This window comes from Priestia sp. D3YE.R1, assembly GCF_049199565.1.
GTDB classification, from domain to species: Bacteria; Bacillota; Bacilli; order Bacillales; family Bacillaceae_H; genus Priestia; species Priestia aryabhattai.
On record NZ_JBLTHW010000001.1, the window covers coordinates 1,803,121 to 1,825,028 of the forward strand.

Below are 21,908 nucleotides of genomic sequence, written 5' to 3' on the forward strand. Positions count from 1 at the left end.
ATCTAGCTGAACAAAACGTTCGTTAGATAAGTAGAAAGGGAAGGAATTCTTCACGAAAATGACATTAAAAAATTTTTCAAAAAGAGTGATCCAACGTCACTCAGCAATCGTTTAGTAGATAGAAAGAGAATACTTCCTAAAAAGGATCATTAAATGTGAGGGAACATGAAGGTTTAATGTATATAATATTCAAAATGTTCAATCTATTTGGTGATTTAAGATGTAGTAAGAATGAAAAAAGTGGCGTACATCAACTAAAAATGAGGAGAGTGGAAAATGATGAAATTAAGTAAAAAATTATTAATCCCTGTACTAGGAGCTTCACTATTGATGCCGACTATTGCAAATGCAGAGGAAGCGAAACCAACGGCAGTAACAAAAGCTTCAGATCTACGAGCGAACTTAGACTACTTATTATCTGAACACTTTACGCTTGCAGTTGCCGCTATGACAACAGCCTATGACGGTTCTAAAGATGCTGACGCTGCGTTTAAAGCATTGGACCAAAATGCCGTTGACATGGAGCCTGCTATTGCGTCTGTCTATGGTGATAAAGGAGCAGCTGAATTTGAACGAATTTTCAGAGAACATAATAATTATACAGATGATTTTGTAAAAGCAACAAAAGAAAATGACAAAGAAGCTATGGCTGAAGTAGATAAAGAAGTAAATCAATTCGTGAATGAATTTGCTAAGTTTCTAAGCACTGCTACAGAAGGCAAACTACCTGAAGATGTAGCAAAAGAAGCGCTTCGCGTACATGAAGACCAAGTAAAAGAAACATTTGAAGATTATGTAGCAGGTGACTATGAAGCGGCCGCTAAAACATACCGTGAAGGATATCAGCAAATGTTTGCCATTAGTAAAGCGTTATCAAATGCAATCGTAACGCAAATGCCCGATAAATTCGACAATACCAAAGTAGATACACCAGCAGCAGATTTACGTTCTTCATTAAACAGCTTAGCAGCAGAACATTTTGCTTTAGCAACAATGGGAATGGAAAAAGGGTTTAACGGTTCAAAAGATTACGACTATGTTAGCTGGTTAGAAAATGCTAACACAGCAGATTTTAAAGCTGCAATAGGTTCAGTATATGGCGATGAAGGAGCTGCACAATTCGAAAAAATTTGGCAAGGAGATCACATCAATGCCCAAGCTGAATTAGTAAGTGCACAAGTAAAAGGTGATGAAGCAGGAGAAAAAGCTGCAAAAGACAAGCTCCATAAATTCGCGCAAGAATTTGGTACATTCTTAGGAACAGCAACAGATGGAAACCTTCCAACTGCAGACGCACAGGCAGCTATAAAAGCACATGAAGATACGGTTATTAAAACATTTGAGCAATATGCATCCGGTGACTACGCTGGAAGTTATGATACGTACCGTGAAGGGTATAAATTAATGTTTGGTGTCGGCCAAGCTTTAGGTGAAGCGATTGTAAAACAAAACCCCGATAAGTTTGCTGAAACAGCTATGCCAACAGATATGCCGAAAACAGGTATGGGCGGGGCATCTGAATCAACGATGAACCCACTAACAGTGATCTATATTGCACTAGGTTCGTTAGCTGTATTAACAGCTGGAGTTATTTTACGCAAGAAACCAGTAAGCAAATAATATTTTTTCTCCTTTTCCTTATGAATTACAAGTCAAGAGTCCTAAAAAAAGAAGAGAGGTTGTTCTCTCTTCTTTTTTATAAACAGCTGTGAAATGAGGTGACGATGTGAAAAAAGCGATTTTTCTCGCCTACTGTATATTAAGTTTAGTCCTGCTTGTTAGCGGCGGACTATATTTTAAAGAACAAATGGTAGAAGCAAAAGAAATGAAGCAACAGGATGCAGCTAAGCAAAAAGAAAAAGAAGCACAATCAAAGGATCTAAAAAGCCGCGTAACGCTTGAAGAAGAATTTGCTGTATTAAAAAAGCATAAAACAGAAGCCAAACAGTTGAATAAAGAATTCAAAGGAATCATTCCTGCAAAAGTTTCTATTCCAGCTATTCATGTAGAGACTTCAATTGAACAAGTAGGGTTATTAGACAGCGGTGAAATGGCAGCGCCATCTACAGAAAATGGAGTTGCCTGGTTTGAACCAGGAGCTAAGCCTGGCGTAAAAGGAAATGCTGTATTAGCAGGACACGTAGACAGTAAAACCGGTCCTGCCGTCTTTTACAATCTAAAAAATTTAAAAACAGACGATGAAATTACCGTAAGAGATGCACAGGGGACCACGCTTACTTTTGTTGTTAAACGTACAAAAAGCTATCCGCGAGATAAAGCACCTTTAAACGAAATTTTTGGGTACAGCAACAAACGTAATTTAAATCTAATTACGTGTACAGGCACGTTTGACCGTGCAGAAGGAACCCATCAAGAGAGGTTAGTTGTCTATACAGAACTAAAAGCTGACCAAGCAAAAGAATTGGAACGTGAAGCAACTGCACCAAAACCTCCTACCCATGTAAAGATGAGCGGTAATTTGCTTACGTGGTACGCGGTACGAGAAGGCAATATTATCGGTTACCGAATTTATAAAAAGAACCCAGGCGGAACATTTGCCCATATTGGCAGCGTTTCGGAATTTGAGCGAAAAAGCTTTGCCGACTCCGACGCATCTCAGTCTCGTTATTATGTAACAGCTGTTAATGAGTCGGGAAAAGAGTCTGCTCCATCTAGTATAGCAAAATAACAAAAAGCTCTCTTTAAACGGAGAGCTTTTTGTTATTTTTTGATTGTCGATTAAAAAGATATCTTCTGGCTTTCTATTTATCTAAATGCTATTAGTTTTAATAGATAAATAAAAATTCCTTAAAAATAATACTTGAATAATATAAATATTCAGATTATTATGTACTAATAGTCTTTTTGGAAATTAAAAGAAAAAAAACCAAAAAGAAGCTAAAAGAAAAAGGAGAGAAAGCATGACACAACCTAATTTGCAAACAGAGCAAAAATCACATCCAACAACCTTTCTAGATAAACTATTAGGAAGAGTAGAAGCATTCGGAAACAAACTACCTGATCCCTTTATTTTGTTTGTATGCTTAGCGTTTATTATCGTAGTAGCATCCGTTGCTATTAATAGTATGGGAGTAACGGTGGTCCATCCCGGTACTAATAAGACTCTTCCAATTAAAAGTTTGTTGTCGCATGAAGGCATTCAGTATATCTTAACATCGATGCTGACCAATTTCACTGAATTTAAGCCCCTAGGACTTGTACTTGCTATGATGCTTGGAGTCGGACTTGCAGAAAAAGTAGGTCTACTTGAAGTAGCCATAAAGAAAACGATTTTAAACGCTCCAAAAGCTCTTATTACATACGCCATCATTTTTACAGGAATTATGGCCAACTTAGCGGCAGATGCTGCTTTTGTCATCGTGCCTCCGCTTGCCGCAATGATATTTTATACAGTAGGAAGGCACCCGCTTGCTGGATTAGCAGCAGGATTTGCTGGGGTGGGATCAGGCTTTACAGCGAATCTTATTATATCTGGAACCGATGGATTGTTATCAGGCATTTCTACTGAAGCTGCTAAAACAATTGACCCAAGCGCTGCTGTCAGTCCTGCAGCGAACTGGTACTTCATGGCGGCTTCTGTATTTGTTTTGACCATTATAGGAGCGATCGTCACCGAAAAGATTGTAGAACCTAGGCTGGGCAATTATAAAGGAAAAAAACGCAATGATTTTGGTGAAATTAGTGAGGCGGAAGCAAAAGGGTTAAAAAACAGTATCGTTGCTACATGTATTTATGTCGCTGTACTAGCTGTTTTCTTATTTTGGCCCAACTCTCCTCTACGAAATGAAGACGGTGGAATTGTTCCATCTCCTTTTTTAGATGGTATCATTCCGATCACGCTGCTGTTTTTTGTGGTAGTTGGCTCTGTTTACGGAATAACAGTAGGGAAAATCAAAAGCTCTAGAGATGTACCTGCTTATATGACTGAGTCGATGAAAGATATGGCTAGCTATATTGTCCTTATTTTTGCAGCTGCTCAATTTATCGCTTACTTTAATTGGACTAATATTGGAACGTGGATTGCAGTAGAAGGAGCGGATGCATTAAAAGCACTAAATCTAACTGGACTTCCAGTTGTGGTTGGTTTTGTATTTTTAACTGTTGTTCTAAGCCTTCTTATTTTCAGCGGCTCTGCTCAATGGGCACTAGAAGCACCTATTTTTATTCCATTGTTCATGCTGTTAGGGTACAACCCTGGATTTATTCAAGCAGCTTACCGAATAGCAGATTCGTCTACCAATGTAATCACTCCTTTAAATCCATACATGATTGTCATTTTAGCCTTTATGAAAGAATACGAGCCAAAAGCAGGGCTTGGAACCATCATTTCACTTATGCTTCCTTATACTTTAGCCTTCCTAGGAATTTGGATTATAATGTTGATTGTTTTTGCTGTATTCGGTATTCCTCTAGGACCAGGTGTATATATGTATTTGTAAAGAAAAATCCTCTTCTACTCCAAGAAGAGGATTTTTTATGTTAGAAATTCTAACACTTATAAATGATATTTTAGCTTATGTGTACATAGGAGAATAAATAACAAAAAGAAAAGAGGATAAAAACAAAAATTTTCTGAATAAATTTGCAAAAAGTAGTTGCTAAATACATATAAATCAAATATGATAGTAAACATAACAAAAGATGTTATATAATCTAACATTAAATTTAGGGGTTATTTATTCGTACTTAAGGGGGAAATCATCATGCAAATGGGCGATTCAGTATTTATGTTTTTTTCAGCATTATTGGTTTGGATTATGACACCAGCTATTTCATTGTTTTACGGAGGCATGGTTCGAAGTAAAAACATGTTAAGTACCGCGATGTATAGCGTAGGTTCCTTAGCTGTTATATCCGTTCTTTGGATAATAGCAGGCTATTCGTTAGCATTTTCGACCGGTGGCAATGCTTTTATTGGAAACTTGGACTGGGTGGGATTAAAAGGAGTTGGGTTCACTCCAAACGGGGACTACAGCGCAACGATCCCGCATAACATGTTTATGATGTTTCAGCTGACATTTGCTGTGTTAACAGTAGCTATTATCTCTGGTGCTTTTGCAGAGCGCATGAAGTTTTCAGCATTTATCTTATTTGCTATCCTATGGTCATTATTTGTATATGCACCCGTTGCACACTGGGTTTGGGGAGTTGGCGGATGGCTTCGTGAACTAGGAGCTATTGACTTTGCTGGCGGAAACGTCGTTCACATTTCATCAGGTGTAGCAGGATTAATTCTAGCTCTTGTTGTTGGAAAACGAAAAAATGCCGATGCTGCAGCACCTCACAATTTACCGCTAACTCTTTTAGGAGGAATGCTAATTTGGTTCGGGTGGTTTGGATTTAACGTTGGAAGTTCCTTAACTATTAACAGCGTTGCAATGACGGCTTTCATTAACACGAATACAGCGGCAGCAACAGGAATTATCGGCTGGCTTGTAGTAGAGTGGATTATTAATAAAAAGCCTACGCTGCTTGGAGCCGTTTCGGGAGCGATTGCTGGACTTGTAGCTATTACACCAGCTTGTGGATTCGTTACACCGTTTGCTTCTATTGTAATTGGTTTTATCGGCGGAGCAGTTTGTTTCTGGGGTATCTTCTCACTTAAAAAGAAAATCGGTTACGACGATGCGTTAGATGCATTTGGTCTCCACGGTATTGGGGGAACATGGGGAGGTATTGCAACAGGTTTATTTGCCACAACTTCTGTAAATGACGCCGGTGCGAATGGTTTATTCTACGGAGATCCAAGTCTACTATGGAAACAGCTGGTGGCTATCGTAGCAACGTATCTATTTGTGGGCATCGCTACCTTCATTATTGTTAAAGTGGTTGGATTAATCGTATCTCTGCGTGCGACACAAGAAGAAGAAACGCTTGGGCTTGATATTACGCTGCATGGCGAAAGAGCGTATCACGAATCGAATATGTAAAAGGGGTGGGCACAGTGAGTGATGTTTTAACAAAAATTGAAATTATTACACGCCCTTCAAAGTTTGAAGAGCTTAAGCAAGAACTAGCGAAAATTGGCGTCAGCGGTATTACGGTTACGGATGCATTAGGATGCGGATTGCAAAAAGGTATTACGGAACTTTACAGAGGCGTCAAAAAACAAGATAATATGCATGCCCGAATTAAAGTAGAAATTGTTGTATGCGAAGTTCCCGTATCCGACGTTGTTGATAAAGCAAGAAAAGTACTAAATACAGGCCAGCCTGGGGATGGGAAAATATTTATCTATGAATTAAAAAATGCGATTAAGATCCGAACAGGGGAAGAGGGATCACAGGCATTACGAAACAATAGTTAAACTCGGGGAGAAGCGAAAAACAAAGGGTCATAAAAAGGTGCATAATATGCACCTTTTTTAGGTTGAATAGTTACAAAGCATGTTTCCTTATGGTGACATGCTTTTTGGTTATATATACAGCCAAAGAGTATATTGTAGAAAATAACTATATTTTTATTTTTTCAGCTTCTCTTTGTATATGAGATTGAATCTATTATGAAAAATTGTGAGAAAAAAGGTGTACATAAACAGTAAGCTTTTTCATCGTTTCCAGAAATAACATTTTTCACAAAGATATTCGAGATTATTATGGAATTAAATAAAAGAAGCTTATTTAGCTTAAAAAAACAAACCGCATTGCGTTTTAACGCTGCGGTTTATTTTTGTTCACAACGGATGATTTGGATAAAGCAGGTAAGCATTGCTATTATCTGGTTTAGTTTCTTAATTAAGTAGGGAACGTTTAAAATAAGATTATTGAATAAGTGAGTAATTAGATAACCTCCTAGATGAAAGGGATGCTTCAATTTAAAGCTTTTTCATAAAAAACAAAAAAAGTTGAAACTTTTTTCATCAAAAAACGTTTATAAAGTAATAGAAAAAAATGGGTACGGTTATTTACACTCAAAAAGGAAGTGAGAGCGTGGCGACGCTGAAAACTAATTATTTGACTGACTTATGCTTAATCTATAGAGAAAGTCAATTTTATGTAATGCAAATACCTAGTTTCTACAAAAAAATGGCTAGCAAATACTTTCAGTTTCAGCCCCAAGAAAAAATAATTGCGTATTTACACAGCTCTTTTATAGCAGGCCTAGATAAAAGGGGAATTTGCTTTACAAATAAGGGGATTTACTGGAAAAGCAGAGGGATGAAAAAAGGACAAATGTTATGGGAAGAGTTTGCTAACATTCAATCCATTACCATTCGAAAAGAAGAAATGATCTGTTTTAATGACGTGGAGAAATTTCAAGTCAATCAAAACGATTACTCAGCTAGAAAGCTAGTATCTCTATTAAAAAAAATCAAGAAATTTATTCGCATTCATTCTCATGAATATATGTGTCAAGACTATATATATCCGTGTGTATCCTCAAAAGAATTAACTTCTATTTGTTCATCTTTTCAAATTCATCAAACACCTGACCCAAAAGATGTGTTGTCGGTAGAAGGACAACTATGTGAAGAAGTTGAAAAAGAGATGCGAAACAGGCTCTATTTACCTGCAAAAGAAAAAATTGTAGCTCATTTAAATACATATCCTCTTCAAAAAACCGAAGGGATTACCGTTTGTTCTAAAGGAATTTATTTCTCAAAATCTTTTAAAACAGTTTACTATCCTTGGCACTTATTTCGCCACGTGAGTATTTCGGTGGAAACTGAGGAATTAAAAATTGCTAAAAAACATTCGTTATCTCTCAACTCAGCTGCCGTATCAAGCGGGGAAGTAATGCTGTTTCTCAAACAAATTAAACAGCATGTGCAGGCGTTGCATGAAAAAGAAGTCGATATTAAACAAGATAATAAGTTTGCATGGAAAATGTTAATTTAAAAAACAGGTTACGCATAATCTGTTTTTTGTTTTATAGTTCTTTAGAATCATTTATTTGGAATATTGAAAGACATCATACAAGTAAACAAGACTAGAATATTGGAAGTTAAGAAATTTTTTCCATGACTATAAGGTTAATTTTACCAAAATATCTTTTCTGTTTGGATAATTATGCTAAAATAGAGCTCGAGTTTATTTTAAGGAGCTGACAACAAGATGGAACGTAATTATTCAATTGATTTTATTAAGTTTTTTGCTACAGTGTTTGTGGTTTGTATTCATGTTAATCCATCACATGACGATTTCTTTTTAGGGAACCAGGAAAATGTGCTAGATGTCATTGTTGACACATTTGCACGATTCGCGGTTCCTTTTTTCTTTATTGTATCAGGGTATTTGTTTATGAATAAAATTCAAAAACATCCAAAGCCTTCTGCATACTTAAAAAAATACACGTGGAATATTTCAAAGCTTTATGCATGTTGGTTCCTCTTTTATTTATTGTTTGGTGTAGTTCTGCGCTTATTTCAGAACCACGGAACGTTAGCAGAGCGCAAAGATGCAGTAGCTGATTATTTAACATCATCCATCACATTCAAAGATATCTTTTATTATGGAAGTGACACAAGTGGATTTCAGCTTTGGTACTTGATTGCATTAATTTGGGCTGTTGTCATCGTTTTCTTATTTCAACGATGGAAAAAGATCGGCTTATTAATGCTTATCAGCACCGTGTTATATGTAACTGGGTTATTTGGACAGTCTTATTCTTTATTTTTCCCACTTTCTTTTCAAACGAGAGATGCCTTGTTCTTTGGTTTATTCTATACAGTATTAGGAGCTATGTTTGCCCTTTATGGTAAGCAAATTCTGTCAGTATTAAACGCAAGGCCAATGATTTATTTAGCCAGCTTTTTTGTGTTTTCAGCGTTAGAGATCGTCGAGCGCTACTGGTTGGTCAATATCCAGCACAGCAAGCCCGGAGACTATTTTATTTCTACGATCTTTTTATCAGCATCATTGTTTTTATTCGTATTAAGCAGTCCAAGTCTTGGCAAAAACTCGTTTTTCTCAAAGGTTGGGAAAAATTCAGTTGGCATTTATGTAGTGCATATATGTATATTAAATGAGACCTATCGATTGCTTCGTTCCATAGATTCTTCTTTCTTTACAAATAGTATCGTCGCATATGTACTTATCGTCCCAGCAGTTTTTTGGTGCTCGTACTATTTATATAGAGGAATTCAATGGACGAAGGGAAAATTACATGCAAAGCCGCACAAACATTCGTTTACAAAGCTACAGCATAAATAAGAAAAGCACCGGAGCAAGGGACTGACCCCAAAGCTTCCGGTGTTTTTTTGATAAAAAATGAGTCATTTAAAACCTAATTGGCTTGAGCTTCGTCTAATGTATTGAAAAAGAGCTGGCTAACTCGCCAGCTCTTTTATGATGCAATAGCATACAAAAGCTGCTTTTGCATTTTAGGAGATAAAGGAATATTTTGATACAATTCGTAAATATGATGTTCGTTCCGGTGATAACAAATCCAATCCTTGTATGTTCCTTTTAAGAAGATGCGAAAAAACACGATTCGCTTATTCGTGCCGCCTGTTTTTAATTCAATTTTCAAATCATCTGTTTCTAATGTATACTGTACTGTAGAAGAGGAGAGAGCAAGTTTAGTTGTTTTTTTACTTGTTTTAATGAATTCGGCAAGTTCAATGATCTTCATTTTTTTACCTCACTCTATTGTAAATTAGGGGTATCTTATACGTATGATGTGTACAAAGAAAATAGAATCGTTTTTTTATAGTTTAGAAGAATGATCTTCCGCCCCTTCGTTAAGGGATTTGCATAAAAGGTTGACGTTTTCTTTGAATACAAATAAAATGCATATTAAGAAGTATTTCCCTCATTGTAACTACAGAAAAAGAAGAATTAAGGGGGCTCAATATGTTGACTGACTTAGTCGTAAGTCAAAAAGTAGTCAAGGTAAATGAATTCACTGTTGTAGGAGTGCCTATTCGAACAGATGAACCTGTGGAAGAAACGGGCACAGGTCTTATTCCTGAGCACTGGCAGACTTTTTATAAACAACAGTTAGCTAATAAAATCGCCAATAAAGTAAATGGTAATACATTTGCTCTTTATACAGAATTTGAATATAATCAAAAAATGGATTTTACATTTGCTCTCGGCTACGAAGTTTTACCCGGCGGCGAACTGAAAGAGGATATGAGAGAGTTCATCATCCCAGAAGGTGAATACATGGTGTTTACAACAGCTGTTGGGCCAGCTAGACAGGTAGTCGTAGAGGCTTGGGCTTATATTCGCGAGTGGGCTAAAAAAAATCATCGTGCCTATAAAATAGATTTTGAATTATATGATGAACGCTGTATTGATCCTGAGTACAGTCAAGTTGATATTTATGTTTCGATTTAATAGCTAGTTTTGCTAAGTAGTTAAGATGCAGATAAGCGTTTTTTTGCTGCGTTCTTACTTTTGACGATAGGAATACAAAAGGGGTTTAGCGAGAGTGATCAGCAACGATTTATTACAAGCTTTAAAAGACGGATATAAACAGAGAATTAAATGGGTACTTATAAGTCAAATGGCACTGTTCATCACCGTAGCAGTCATACTTGTATCAAATTTTGTCACTAAATTTTCGTTTAACCAATTGAGCTTTATTTTTGTTTTGGTTAGTATAAGTTCGCTGTTATCAGGGATAGAGCACGCATTGTTAAAACGTGAGAAGTGGCAGTGGATTTTTGATTTTATTTTAGCTGCTTTTTTTATTGGTTTATCTATCTTTTTACACCGTTAAAGCGCCTGGTTCAGCGCTTTTTTATTTTGAGCACCTCAGCACACAATTTTAAGACCTTTCTAGTATAAACAAAACAAAAATAGGTATTTATGACGAAAACAGTCAGAAAATTTAGTAAAAAAGTCTTGTATCTTGTCTTTATTTCGATTATGATAGGTTTACACCCTTCGTATTCACTTCTTTTGATGTCAGTACCTCTATTTTTACACTACAGAAAAGAGGTGAAGCCATTTCTTCAGTTTTCCTGCTAGCCTGCATACTAACCCTTTTAGCTATTTTATTTAGTAGCAACTACCCTCAAAATTAAAGGAGAGATCCGCGCTTATGTCAAAAGCTCCTGTAAAAAACGATATTGAACTTCAACTATCTGAAACGCACTTTTTTCAACTGCTGGATTTAATTTATTTAGGTAACTGGATGGTCACAGCATGTTCTGGAGTGGAAGATGAGCATGCACAAGAATACACGAATGTAGAAAAACAACTGTTTTCACACGCAGAGCCGTTTGTGGAAAAGGGACCTTTTCAAACGCTAAACAGTGAGGTTATGTTCACAGAAGAACATGAAGATTCTCTTCAGGATATTATTGGAGAATACGATAACGAAGTATTTTGGGAAGCGCTAGCCTATCGTATGGCTAAACGAGATGTGATAGAGCAAATAGGCCCCATTAAAGAAATAAAAAATGAAGTTTTTATGCAAATTTTCCATCGAGAAATGGATTATATACGAGAGTTTGAGAAAAATGGAATTAAACGAATAACCATACCGCCTTTGCAGTAAAGGAGACAAATCGGCTTTCAAACTTGAAGGCCGATTTGCTGTTAAACTGAAGCTTTCCTGTTCCGTCTGAGTGGTGGGAAGGATCGGTACGTAAAGCTTCGCCATAACCATTCACACGGACCGTAGTAGAAATAATAAAGCCACCACTTATTGAAAAAAAGCTGGAGTGTATAGATGACGAGACATATAATCGTACTTTCCGTTAAGGTAAGACTTCCGTATAAACCAAATACTCGAACGATACACAGGCAAATTAAAGTTTGGCTAAGGTAAGTTGTTAATGCCATTGTTCCACTATACTTAAAAAGACCCAGCATTGAAGCGTAAGGAGAAAATTGCAGGAATAACAGTAAGGTGGTAAGATAAAAAAAACATAGAAAAATGCCGCTTAAGCTTGTAAAAAGGTGAATGGCCGCCTGCTGGTAGAGTTCGTATCTTAAAATCTCTATTTTTAGCATGGCCAGAATAATAGTTAAAGTGAAACCTGCTGCGCCTGTTATTAACTGAATTTTCTTAAAAAAAGAACGGTTTTGTTCGATATTATGTACTAATCCTTTTTTAGCAGTATATAAGCCAAATAACAACATAGAAAATACGGGAAAGATAGAAAACGGTAGATTTAATAGCATAGGCACCACTTCAACATTCAAACGATAAAACAGCCAAGATAAATAGTCTGCTTGCCTGTAGGTGGATAAATATTGGGTTAAGACATGTTCATGTAAAGCTTTATACTCCCACTGTGCCTCCTGCAAGGCGTGTGCTGGAATAAAAAACTGCATACAAGCCAAAAGATAAAAAAAGCATAGCAAGCCTATTGCCCACAGCAAAATCGTCTTAGCTTTTCGATTGTAAAAAAAGAATAATAAAAAACCGCCAATAGCATACACATGCAAAATGTCTCCATACCAGAAAAAGACAAGATGAAAAAAACCGATTAATAGCAAAGCAGCCATTCTTCTTGACCATAAAGCAGCGGCAAAGTACTGCTTTTCTTCAGCTCTATGCAAAAAAATGCCGCATCCAAGTCCAAACAAAAAAGAAAAAATGGTAAAAAACTTCCCTTGGACAAACAGCTGCAAGAATAAATCAATATAAGCATCTATTCCTTCATACTTATAAGAAACATTGTACAGCTGAAAAATAAATATCGGAGAAGTAAAAGCCGGTATATTCACTAAAAAAATGCCCAGCAAAGCAATGCCCCGAATAATATCAAGAACAACAAGACGTTCGTTAAGGGGAAGTGGAGAAGGATTCATCGCTGTCGCTCCTTTTAGTTAGATATGTACATCTTAACACGGCAGTGGCGAAAAAATAGGTGGGAGTACAAAAAAATAAGCGGAAAGATTCATAGCTTTATGGATGAAAAAGTTGGATAATAATGGTATGGTCACCCATATCAAATATGAAAGGTGGAGAAAAAGATGAAAACAGCACTTGTGTTAGGTGGAACTCGTTTTTTCGGAAAAAATTTAGTTCAGACATTGCTTTCTAAAGGAGTACAGGTTACGTTAGCAACGCGAGGTAAAACACCGGATGATTTCGGCAATCGAGTTGAGCGAATTTTTCTTGATCGTGTAGAAAAAGATTCTGTAATCGAAACAACAAGAGGAAGAAAATGGGATGTTATCTTCGATCAAATATGCTATTCTTCACACGGCGCAGCTGTTGCTGTTGAAGCTTTTCGTCATAGTACGAGTCACTATGTACTTACCTCGACTCTTTCAGTATACGGTTCTTTAGAAAAAACGTGTTATGAAGAAGATTTTGATCCATACAAGTATCCTATTTCATATACACGCCGTGAAAATATTTCCTATCAAGAAGGAAAACGCCAAGCCGAGGCCGTATTCTTTCAAAAAGCACCGTTTTCGGTAACAGCTGTCCGTTTTCCAATTGTTATGGGAAAAGATGATTATACGGACCGCTTGCGTTTTCACATAGAAAAAATTATGCATGGAGAAGAAATTGGTGTACCGGCTATTGAAGCAGAAATGAACTTCATTTCACAGGAAGAAGCAGGTGAATTTTTAGTTTGGTGTGCAGAACAGAAGCTAAAAGGGCCGATTAACGCTTGTTCAAATGGTACCATTTCACTCAAAAATTTATTTTCATATATTGAACAAGCAGCGGATAAAACAGCAAGAACAACCTCTCGTTTAACGGATGAAAATAGTTCTCCGTACGGAGTAGATCATTCTTGGACGATGAGCAATGAAAAAGCTAGCTTTTGGGGATATTCATTTACGAACCTGCAGGACTGGCTGCCTTCATTAATCAAAACTGTTGTTGAAAGTGAAAAGAAAGTACCTTTAAGTTAGAGAACAACAAAGACTGCACGTTTAGCAGTCTTTTTGCTGTTACAAGCAGAACATTTTTATTTTATGGGCAAAAAAGGTACGCTAAGTATACATCATTATATAGAAGAAAGAAGGATACACTATGGCAAAACATCACTTTCATTTGCAAGCAAATTGGCCAGGAGGCCGAAATGAAGTGGGAACAATTGAAGCAGGGCAATTAAAAACAAACATTTCTATTCCACCAGAAATGGACGGGCCAGGAGCCGGGACAAATCCAGATGAAATGCTGCTAGGAGCAGCAGCCACCTGCTACATTATCACGCTTGCAGCGATGCTAGAAAGAAGTGGAATCCATCAGGAGGCTTTAACAATGGAATCGAAAGCTATCGTGGACGTAACGAATGGTGTGTTTACGTACGAAAAAATCATTCATAAACCTCACGTGATCGTCACACCTGAATTTGCGGCCCAAGAAGAGAAAATCAATCGACTTATAAAAAAAGCAGAAACGTCCTGTATGATTTCAAGAGCCATTCAAGGAAATGTAGAGATCGAATTAGAACCTCAGCTCACAGTAAAAGCGTAATGGATCCATTACGCTTTTGTTATGTTTATTTCTAAAAAATAGCACATTTAAGATTGTAAAATACTCAAATTTGAATATAATAATTTAAGTAGCTATCATTTCTGTTCATCAAAAAGATGACGCGAAAGGAGGAACTGAAATGGTTTCATCAGAAAAACATATTCGTTTTATCGTAGCAGGATTGCTGCTCGGTATTTTTATGTCAGCCATGGATAATACCATCGTAGCGACGGCTATGGGGAAAATCATTTCTGATCTAGGCGGATTAGATAAGTTTGTTTGGGTTACGTCCGCTTATATGGTTGCCGTGATGGCAGGTATGCCGATATTTGGTAAACTATCTGATATGTACGGCCGTAAACGGTTTTTTATTTTTGGATTGACGGTATTTTTACTTGGATCTGCATTGTGTGGTCTAGCACAAAGCATCGTGCAGCTAAGTATTTACCGGGCGATTCAAGGAATTGGAGGAGGAGCGCTTCTTCCGATTGCTTTTACTATTGTATTTGATATTTTCCCTCCCGAAAAGCGCGGGAAAATGACGGGATTATTAGGTGCCGTTTTTGGCTCAGCAAGCGTATTTGGTCCACTTCTCGGTGCTTACATTACGGAATACATCAGCTGGCACTGGGTGTTTTATGTGAACGTCCCAATCGGACTTTTATCGTTATTTTTTATTGTGCGCTTTTATAAAGAGTCAACAAGTCATAAAAAGCAAAAAATTGACTGGACTGGTGCAGCCACTCTTGTCATTTCAGTAGTCAGTTTAATGTTTGCTCTTGAACTTGGAGGAAAAGAGTACGAATGGTCTTCTCCGCAAATTTTATCTCTTTTTGTTATCTTTGCAGTGGCACTGTCATTTTTCTTTTTTGTAGAAAAACGCGCGCAAGAGCCGATTATTTCGTTTTGGATGTTCAAACGCCGGTTATTTGCAACATCTCAAATTCTCGCTTTCTTATACGGAGCAACGTTTATTATTTTAACAGTATTTATTCCTATTTTCGTTCAAGCTGTCTACGGAGGTTCTGCTGCAAATGCGGGTTTAATTTTAACTCCGATGATGTTAGGCTCGGTAGCAGGAAGTGCTATCGGCGGGATTTTCCTTACAAAAACGAGCTTCCGAAACCTAATGATTATGTCCGTTTTTTCATTTGCAGTAGGAATGTTCTTGTTAGGAACAATGGAACCTGATACACCTCGTTGGATGCTCACGGTATTTATGATTTTGACTGGATTTGGCGTAGGATTTAGCTTTTCTCTTTTACCAACTTCGTCAACGCATAAGCTGGATCCACAGTTTAGAGGTTCTGCCAACTCAACGAACTCATTTGCGCGTTCTTTAGGAATGACGCTGGGAGTTACGATTTTTGGAACGATTCAAAGCAATACATTTACAAATGAGATGCAGCGCAATTTTCAAGGTATGGGAAATGGATCACAAGGAGCATTTTCTCAAATAGGAGATCCGAGTGCAGTTTTTCAATCAAGTGCCCGAAACAGCATTCCGCCTCAAATATTGGATAAGATTGTTGATGCTATGTCTACATCGATCACGTATGCATTTATGCTTGCTCTTATTCCAATTGCAGTAGCTATCATTACTGTCTTTTTAATGGGAAATGAACGAGTGGAAGTTCCCCCTAAAAAGCGGGTAGAAGCTAAGGAACCTGCAGCTCAAAAATAGAAAAAGCACGAAGATGTTCGTGCTTTTTTCACTAAATAAGATGCATGTCAAGAGGTGAAAGGTGTTATGAGTGTTAAATTAGTCATATTGGGTTTATTAATGGAAGGAAATAAGCACCCTTATGAAATTCAGCAAACCATTAATGAAAGACAAATGAAGCACTATATTAAACTTGCAAGCGGCTCTTTATATTATGCCTTTGATACGCTTGAAAAAGATCAGTTGGTGAAAGTAGTCGATGTGATTCGAGAGACGAACAGACCTGAAAAGACCGTTTATTCTATTACGGATGCAGGAAAAGAAGAATTCGAGCGTCTTTATTTTGAACAGCTATTAAAAAAAGAGCATATGCATAGACCTGTTTATGCTGCTCTTTCATTTACTTCTTACGTCGATCAAGAAAAAGTGGCTTCTGCTTTAGAAAAAAAGATTGAGGAAACGGCAGCTTATTTAGAAAAAATGCAAAATTTGTACCAAGTTAAAAAGGTGGATCATTCCATTGCAAATCTGTCGATCATTATGCGCACGATTATGCATTTGAAAGTAGAACTAACTTGGTTCACTCATTTACTCGAAGCGGCGAAAAGCAACAAGCTTACAGAAGTAGATGATGGTTATTTTGAAGACGTTGAAAAAATCGTAGATGAGTTTTAAAAAAGAAGCAAAACGCTGCTTCTTTTTTTTAATAGTCACAAAATATATTTCAAGCAATTTAATTTTGCCAAAAGCTAGGTCAATAACAATTAATTAACACCTGATTCGACCTTTAATCAGCTTTGCTTATAAAACGCTTTCAAAAAGTAGTAAGACTATTAAAAAAGTAAAAAAAATTAAAGAAATATAGCGATTTCATTTTGATTGACGAGTAAAAGAGTGGTAAAATATAAGCAGATATCAGATACACACGCAGTGAGATTTATCACTCGTTGTAAAGATGTCAGACGATAAGGTAATCGACATTCAAAATGGAAAGATTGTTGAGTACGACAATTATTATAACTCGTTGGGGGTTTTATCATGGGTAACGAAACGTCGAATAGAGGGGAGCCTTGGCAAGGATTTTTGGGTCCGAACTATGGCTATGTATTAGAACAGTATGAGTTATATGAAGAGCAGTCAGATCTAGTAGATCCAGAGTTAAAAGAATTATTTGATTATTGGGGTGCTCCTCCATTAAACGAAAGTGAGCAGGTTCAGCAAGCTGAATACGCACAGGCTGCACCTTCAGCTAACACATCTAAAATTGCATCGGCTATTAAGCTAGCGGAAAATATCCGTGCTTATGGTCATCTATACGCGTCAATTAAGCCTCTTGAAAGCGAGAAGAAAGATCCTGTCTTGCTTCACTTGGAAGATTACAATTTAACGCAAGAAGATTTGAAATCAATTCCGGTTGATATTTTATGTACGAACGCGCCATCACACGTCAAAAATGGTTTAGACGCAATTAACTATTTAACAGATGTCTACACAAAAACCATTGCGTTTGAATTCCATCACGTACATAACATGGAAGAGAATAAGTGGCTGACTGATATGGTCGAGTCAGGTGCTATTTTCCAACCTCTTTCAAATGAGAAAAGAACTTCTGTATTAAAGCGTTTAACAGAAGTAGAAGGCTTTGAACAATTTTTACACCGTACATTTGTCGGACAAAAACGCTTTTCTATTGAAGGCGTAGATATGTTAATTCCACTCGTAGATGAACTGATTGCCCGCTCAGTGGAAACAAGCCCAAAAACGGTTAATATCGGTATGGCTCACCGTGGACGCTTAAATGTATTGGCACACGTATTAGGGAAGCCGTATGAAATGATTTTTGCAGAATTCCAGCATGCACCTAACAAAGAATTAGTTCCTTCAGAAGGTTCAATCGGTATCAACTACGGTTGGACGGGAGACGTAAAATATCACCTGGGTGCCGACAAACAAATTAAAGCAGAGAACACAGTTCGAGCTCGTTTGACATTAGCTAGTAACCCTAGTCACTTGGAGTTTGTTAATCCGGTTGTGGAAGGGTTTACAAGAGCGGCTCAAGATGAGCGTGATGTGAATGGATACCCAAAACAAGATGTAAAAAAATCGTTCGCGATTTTAATTCACGGAGATGCTGCGTTCCCTGGTGAAGGTATTGTCCAAGAAACGCTGAACTTAAATCAATTGACTGGTTATCAAACAGGTGGAACAATCCACATCATTGCTAACAACATGATTGGATTTACAACAGAAAGCGTCGATTCTCGTTCAACGAAATATGCAAGTGACTTAGCAAAAGGGTTTGAAATTCCAATTGTTCACGTAAACGCGGATGATCCGGAAGCTTGTTTAGCTGCTGCTTATTTTGCTTATGAGTATCGCAGACGTTTTAACAAAGATTTCTTGATTGATTTAATTGGATACCGTCGATTTGGCCACAATGAAATGGATGAACCGTCTGTAACACAGCCGAAGATGTATGAAATTGTGACAAAACGTCCAACCGTTCGTGCTATGTATGCAAAGCAGCTCGAAGAACAAAACGTGATTCAAAGCGGTCAAGCAGATCAAATTAATGAAGAGTTACAAGCGAAGTTAAAAGCAGCTTATGAGAAAGTACCGCCAAAAGCTGAAAAGCAACATAGAATTATGGAAATGCCACAAGCAGTCTTCAAAGGAATTTCAGATATTGATACATCTGTTACAAAAGAAGAGCTGTTTGAAGTGAATCAAGAGCTAGTAAAATACCCTGAAGGATTTAACGTATTCCCAAAACTTGATCGCATCTTATCTAAACGTGCCAAAGCGTTTGAAGAGAATGAAAGTGTAGATTGGTCATTGGGTGAGGCATTTGCATTTGCTACGATTTTAAGAGACGGCACGCCAATTCGTATTACAGGCCAAGATTCTGAACGTGGTACGTTTGCACATAGACATCTTGTTCTTCATGATCATAAGACAGGGGATGTTTACTCACCACTACACGCAATGAAGAACGTAAGCGCTTCCTTTGATATTCGTAACAGTCCATTATCTGAAGGTTCAGTGCTTGGATTTGAATACGGCTATAATGTATTTGCTCCTGAAACGCTTGTTCTTTGGGAAGCACAGTTTGGTGATTTTGCCAATGCAGGTCAAGTTATTATTGACCAGTTTATTGCAGCAGGCCGTGCTAAGTGGGGACAAAAATCTGGAATGGTCTTATTGCTTCCACACGGCCATGAAGGTCAAGGACCAGAACACTCAAGCGCTCGTCTAGAACGTTATTTACAGCTAGCTGGAGAAAACAACTGGACAATCGCAAACGTAACAAGCGCTGCACAATATTTCCACTTACTTCGACGACAAGCTGCCATTTTACAGCGTGAAGAAGTAAGACCGCTAGTAGTTATGACGCCAAAAAGTTTGCTTCGTAATGCTTTTAGTGTGTCAAACCTTGAAGAGTTTACAAAAGGCTCTTTCCGCTTAGTAGTGGAACAGCCTGGATTAGGCAAAAAAGAAGATGCAGTTGAACGAATCGTTCTGTGCAGCGGAAAAATCAGCAGTGAATTAACGGAACGCTTAAACAAAGCTGAAGATGATAAAGATTGGCTACACGTCCTTCGTCTAGAACAAATTTATCCGTTCCCAAGACGCGTAATTGCTGAAATCTTTGCTCGCTATAAAAATTTAAAAGAGATTGTCTGGTTACAAGAAGAGCCGGAAAACATGGGCGCATGGAACTATGTAGAAGATCGACTGCGTGAAGTAGCACCAGAAGGAGCTACTGTTGACTACATCGGCCGTACAAGACGCTCAAGTCCAGCTGAGGGAGATCCAACAGTTCACAGACAAGAACAAGAACGTATTTTACAAGATGCATTAACTAAAAATGAAATTGCTAACGACGTTGTTACAAGATAAGGAAGGGGAATGAACCATGGGAGAGATTAAAGTACCGGAATTAGCAGAATCAATTTCTGAAGGAACAGTTGCACAGTGGCTAAAACAAGTAGGAGATTTCGTTGAAAAAGGCGATTATATCGTTGAACTTGAAACAGATAAAGTTAACGTTGAAATTACAGCTGAAGACTCTGGTGTGCTAACGGAACTTCTTGCTGGCGAAGGCGACACAGTGCAAGTTGGTGAAACAATTGCACGTCTTGAAGCGAAAGAAGGAGCTTCAGCACCAGCAGCACCAAAAGCTGAAGAAAAACCAGCAGAGGAAGCACCAAAACAAGAAGCTGCTCCAGCTCAGCAAAAAACAGTTGAAGAAGTAGCGCCAGCAGCTGAAGCGCCTCAACAAGGAAATCAAAAACAATGGCTGATTGCTTCTCCTGCAGCTCGCAAAGCAGCAAGAGAACGCGGAATCAAGCTAGATCAAGTACCAACTACTGATCCTCTTGGCCGTGTACGTAAACATGATATTGATTCGTATGCAGATCAAAAATCAAATGAGCAAAAACAGCAGGCACAAGCAAGTAAGCCAGCTAACCCGGTATCTCCGTCTCCAGCGGCAAGTGAAAATAGCGACAAACCTGTTGAACGCGAACGTATGTCACGTCGACGTCAAACAATTGCCAAACGTCTTGTTGAAGTTCAGCAAACAGCGGCTATGTTGACAACGTTTAACGAAGTAGACATGACGGCTGTTATGGCTCTTCGCAAAAGACGCAAAGACAAATTCTTTGAACAGCACGACGTAAGACTTGGCTTTATGTCATTCTTCACAAAAGCAGTAGTAGCAGCACTTAAAAAATACCCGTTATTAAATGCTGAAATTCAAGGCAACGAGTTATTAATTAAAAAATTCTACGATATTGGTATTGCTGTGTCAGCTCCAGACGGTCTTGTTGTTCCAGTTGTACGTGATGCTGACCGTAAAACATTCGCTGGTATCGAAGGATCTATCGTTGATTTAGCGAAAAAAGCGCGCGACAACAAATTAGCATTAAAAGATTTACAAGGTGGAACGTTCACAATTACAAACGGCGGCGTATTCGGTTCATTAATGTCTACACCAATTTTAAACGGGCCTCAAGTTGGTATTTTGGGAATGCACAAAGTTCAGCTTCGTCCGGTAGCAATTGATGAAGAGCGTATCGAAAATCGTCCGATGATGTACATTGCACTTTCTTACGATCACCGTATCGTTGATGGCAAAGAAGCTGTAAGCTTCCTCGCTACTGTTAAAGAACTATTAGAAGATCCAGAATCTTTATTACTAGAAGGTTAATAAAAAGAACCTGCTATTCTCTCGGAGAATAGCAGGTTCTTTTATGTTCGCTTAATGCCTGCGACATAAGCAGGACCCAAAAAAGTCATGCTAGCGAGTGTCAGAGCCATTTCTCGCGGTGACTGCTTCATATCTTGTTCTAGCCAGTGCTGAATGACTCCAAGATGCGCTGACGTTATATAAGACATTAAATGTTCAAGTGGAACAAGCGGAGGCATTTTATTATCAATGAGCTTTAATTTTTCCAGCATATTGGTTTTCATGACCTCTTTAATTTTAAGATGAAATCCAGGATTTCCTTTTGGACCAAGCATAACCTGCATAAAACGCGCATTCTCTTGGATATATTCAAAAAGTGCAATAATAAACGGTAAAGGCTGTTCTTTCAAATTAGCAGATACAATCTCATTTGGATTTGCTTTTTTGATAAATTCTTTTATCTCTTGAATGACTTCATTTTCGCTTTTTTCAAGCAAATCGTATTTGTCTTGGTAGTGTAAATAAAAGGTTCCACGATTAATATCCGCTTTTTTTGTTAGATCTCTGACTGTTACGCCTTCAAACCCTTTCTCTTCCATCAATTCTGTCAAAGCATCTCGGATAAATTTCTTCGTTCGAATAATTCTACGATCTGTTTTTGAATTCCCCACAGTTTTTAAACACCTACTT

19 protein-coding genes are annotated in these 21,908 nt (G+C 37.7%); 16 read left to right on the forward strand and 3 right to left on the reverse strand.

Translation table 11 applies throughout. The features are described from left to right. The first annotated feature begins 276 nt into the window (after positions 1-276). The 7 genes from ACOZIR_RS09750 to ACOZIR_RS09780 all read left to right on the forward strand — a co-directional run bounded on the left by ACOZIR_RS09750 (position 277) and on the right by ACOZIR_RS09780 (position 9,173). On the forward strand, positions 277-1,620 hold the full coding sequence (locus tag ACOZIR_RS09750) for a copper amine oxidase (RefSeq protein WP_415382488.1): 1,344 nt from the start codon (positions 277-279) through the stop codon (positions 1,618-1,620). A gap of 106 nt (positions 1,621-1,726) precedes the next feature. After that, a complete protein-coding gene (locus ACOZIR_RS09755) occupies positions 1,727-2,689 on the forward strand; it encodes a class F sortase (RefSeq protein ID WP_415382490.1) in 963 nt (320 codons plus the stop codon). 232 nt (positions 2,690-2,921) lie between these two features. Continuing rightward, entirely contained in the window at positions 2,922-4,460 is a 1,539-nt protein-coding gene (locus tag ACOZIR_RS09760; protein ID WP_193377157.1) for an AbgT family transporter, read from the forward strand. A gap of 264 nt (positions 4,461-4,724) precedes the next feature. Beyond that, on the forward strand, positions 4,725-5,951 hold the full coding sequence (locus ACOZIR_RS09765) for an ammonium transporter (protein ID WP_045292609.1): 1,227 nt from the start codon (positions 4,725-4,727) through the stop codon (positions 5,949-5,951). 14 nt (positions 5,952-5,965) lie between these two features. Next, positions 5,966-6,328 carry a P-II family nitrogen regulator gene (locus ACOZIR_RS09770; RefSeq protein ID WP_013057611.1) on the forward strand — a complete coding sequence of 121 codons (363 nt, stop codon included), beginning with the start codon at positions 5,966-5,968 and terminating at the stop codon, positions 6,326-6,328. Between the two features lie 850 nt (positions 6,329-7,178). Further along, entirely contained in the window at positions 7,179-7,859 is a 681-nt protein-coding gene (locus ACOZIR_RS09775) for a hypothetical protein (protein ID WP_237758465.1), read from the forward strand. A gap of 216 nt (positions 7,860-8,075) precedes the next feature. After that, positions 8,076-9,173 carry an acyltransferase gene (locus tag ACOZIR_RS09780; RefSeq protein WP_045292605.1) on the forward strand — a complete coding sequence of 366 codons (1,098 nt, stop codon included), beginning with the start codon at positions 8,076-8,078 and terminating at the stop codon, positions 9,171-9,173. A gap of 133 nt (positions 9,174-9,306) precedes the next feature. Here the strand turns inward: ACOZIR_RS09780 and ACOZIR_RS09785 are convergent, their stop codons facing one another. Continuing rightward, positions 9,307-9,594: a hypothetical protein gene (locus tag ACOZIR_RS09785; RefSeq protein WP_028412858.1), complete on the reverse strand. Its 288-nt coding sequence runs from the start codon at positions 9,592-9,594 to the stop codon at positions 9,307-9,309. A gap of 221 nt (positions 9,595-9,815) precedes the next feature. Between ACOZIR_RS09785 and ACOZIR_RS09790 the strand changes: the two genes are divergently transcribed. The 3 genes from ACOZIR_RS09790 to ACOZIR_RS09800 all read left to right on the forward strand — a co-directional run bounded on the left by ACOZIR_RS09790 (position 9,816) and on the right by ACOZIR_RS09800 (position 11,472). Continuing rightward, positions 9,816-10,304 carry a GyrI-like domain-containing protein gene (locus tag ACOZIR_RS09790; protein ID WP_028412859.1) on the forward strand — a complete coding sequence of 163 codons (489 nt, stop codon included), beginning with the start codon at positions 9,816-9,818 and terminating at the stop codon, positions 10,302-10,304. Between the two features lie 94 nt (positions 10,305-10,398). After that, entirely contained in the window at positions 10,399-10,689 is a 291-nt protein-coding gene (locus ACOZIR_RS09795; RefSeq protein WP_045292601.1) for a hypothetical protein, read from the forward strand. A 324-nt stretch (positions 10,690-11,013) separates the two neighbouring features. Beyond that, a complete protein-coding gene (locus tag ACOZIR_RS09800; RefSeq protein ID WP_045292600.1) occupies positions 11,014-11,472 on the forward strand; it encodes a hypothetical protein in 459 nt (152 codons plus the stop codon). A 41-nt stretch (positions 11,473-11,513) separates the two neighbouring features. On the opposite strand, the gene ACOZIR_RS09805 is transcribed toward ACOZIR_RS09800, so the two are convergent. After that, positions 11,514-12,734 carry a DUF418 domain-containing protein gene (locus ACOZIR_RS09805; protein ID WP_045292598.1) on the reverse strand — a complete coding sequence of 407 codons (1,221 nt, stop codon included), beginning with the start codon at positions 12,732-12,734 and terminating at the stop codon, positions 11,514-11,516. 165 nt (positions 12,735-12,899) lie between these two features. Here ACOZIR_RS09805 and ACOZIR_RS09810 point away from each other — a divergent pair, with 165 nt between their 5' ends. From ACOZIR_RS09810 to odhB, 6 genes are all read left to right on the forward strand, one after another. Next, entirely contained in the window at positions 12,900-13,796 is an 897-nt protein-coding gene (locus ACOZIR_RS09810) for an NAD-dependent epimerase/dehydratase family protein (protein ID WP_045292596.1), read from the forward strand. Between the two features lie 121 nt (positions 13,797-13,917). Next, a complete protein-coding gene (locus ACOZIR_RS09815; RefSeq protein ID WP_045292594.1) occupies positions 13,918-14,364 on the forward strand; it encodes an OsmC family protein in 447 nt (148 codons plus the stop codon). Positions 14,365-14,503: 139 nt separating this feature from the next. Next, the gene (locus ACOZIR_RS09820) at positions 14,504-16,048 is read left to right on the forward strand and encodes an MDR family MFS transporter (RefSeq protein WP_045292592.1); all 1,545 of its coding nucleotides are present in this window, start codon (positions 14,504-14,506) and stop codon (positions 16,046-16,048) included. Between the two features lie 66 nt (positions 16,049-16,114). Further along, positions 16,115-16,702 carry a PadR family transcriptional regulator gene (locus ACOZIR_RS09825; protein ID WP_045292590.1) on the forward strand — a complete coding sequence of 196 codons (588 nt, stop codon included), beginning with the start codon at positions 16,115-16,117 and terminating at the stop codon, positions 16,700-16,702. A 363-nt stretch (positions 16,703-17,065) separates the two neighbouring features. Next, the gene (gene sucA, locus ACOZIR_RS09830) at positions 17,066-19,927 is read left to right on the forward strand and encodes a 2-oxoglutarate dehydrogenase E1 component (protein ID WP_025751267.1); all 2,862 of its coding nucleotides are present in this window, start codon (positions 17,066-17,068) and stop codon (positions 19,925-19,927) included. A gap of 16 nt (positions 19,928-19,943) precedes the next feature. After that, a complete protein-coding gene (gene odhB / locus ACOZIR_RS09835; protein WP_014459542.1) occupies positions 19,944-21,239 on the forward strand; it encodes a 2-oxoglutarate dehydrogenase complex dihydrolipoyllysine-residue succinyltransferase in 1,296 nt (431 codons plus the stop codon). Between the two features lie 41 nt (positions 21,240-21,280). Here odhB and ACOZIR_RS09840 read toward each other — a convergent pair whose 3' ends face one another. After that, positions 21,281-21,889, reverse strand: coding sequence for a TetR/AcrR family transcriptional regulator (locus ACOZIR_RS09840; protein ID WP_045292587.1), 609 nt, complete (start codon positions 21,887-21,889; stop codon positions 21,281-21,283). Between the last annotated feature and the right edge of the window lie 19 nt (positions 21,890-21,908).

What these genes read in the sequence shown, in the direction of transcription:
- ACOZIR_RS09775 (WP_237758465.1), top strand. Translation starts at nt 7,179, where the DNA reads ATGAAAAAAGGACAAATGTTATGGGAAGAGTTTGCTAACATTCAATCC.
- ACOZIR_RS09790 (WP_028412859.1), top strand. Translation starts at nt 9,816, where the DNA reads ATGTTGACTGACTTAGTCGTAAGTCAAAAAGTAGTCAAGGTAAATGAA.
- ACOZIR_RS09750 (WP_415382488.1), top strand. Translation starts at nt 277, where the DNA reads ATGATGAAATTAAGTAAAAAATTATTAATCCCTGTACTAGGAGCTTCA.
- ACOZIR_RS09760 (WP_193377157.1), top strand. Translation starts at nt 2,922, where the DNA reads ATGACACAACCTAATTTGCAAACAGAGCAAAAATCACATCCAACAACC.
- sucA (WP_025751267.1), top strand. Translation starts at nt 17,066, where the DNA reads ATGGGTAACGAAACGTCGAATAGAGGGGAGCCTTGGCAAGGATTTTTG.
- odhB (WP_014459542.1), top strand. Translation starts at nt 19,944, where the DNA reads ATGGGAGAGATTAAAGTACCGGAATTAGCAGAATCAATTTCTGAAGGA.
- ACOZIR_RS09810 (WP_045292596.1), top strand. Translation starts at nt 12,900, where the DNA reads ATGAAAACAGCACTTGTGTTAGGTGGAACTCGTTTTTTCGGAAAAAAT.
- ACOZIR_RS09815 (WP_045292594.1), top strand. Translation starts at nt 13,918, where the DNA reads ATGGCAAAACATCACTTTCATTTGCAAGCAAATTGGCCAGGAGGCCGA.
- ACOZIR_RS09785 (WP_028412858.1), bottom strand. Translation starts at nt 9,594, where the DNA reads ATGAAGATCATTGAACTTGCCGAATTCATTAAAACAAGTAAAAAAACA.
- ACOZIR_RS09825 (WP_045292590.1), top strand. Translation starts at nt 16,115, where the DNA reads ATGAGTGTTAAATTAGTCATATTGGGTTTATTAATGGAAGGAAATAAG.
- ACOZIR_RS09780 (WP_045292605.1), top strand. Translation starts at nt 8,076, where the DNA reads ATGGAACGTAATTATTCAATTGATTTTATTAAGTTTTTTGCTACAGTG.
- ACOZIR_RS09765 (WP_045292609.1), top strand. Translation starts at nt 4,725, where the DNA reads ATGCAAATGGGCGATTCAGTATTTATGTTTTTTTCAGCATTATTGGTT.
- ACOZIR_RS09800 (WP_045292600.1), top strand. Translation starts at nt 11,014, where the DNA reads ATGTCAAAAGCTCCTGTAAAAAACGATATTGAACTTCAACTATCTGAA.
- ACOZIR_RS09820 (WP_045292592.1), top strand. Translation starts at nt 14,504, where the DNA reads ATGGTTTCATCAGAAAAACATATTCGTTTTATCGTAGCAGGATTGCTG.
- ACOZIR_RS09805 (WP_045292598.1), bottom strand. Translation starts at nt 12,734, where the DNA reads ATGAATCCTTCTCCACTTCCCCTTAACGAACGTCTTGTTGTTCTTGAT.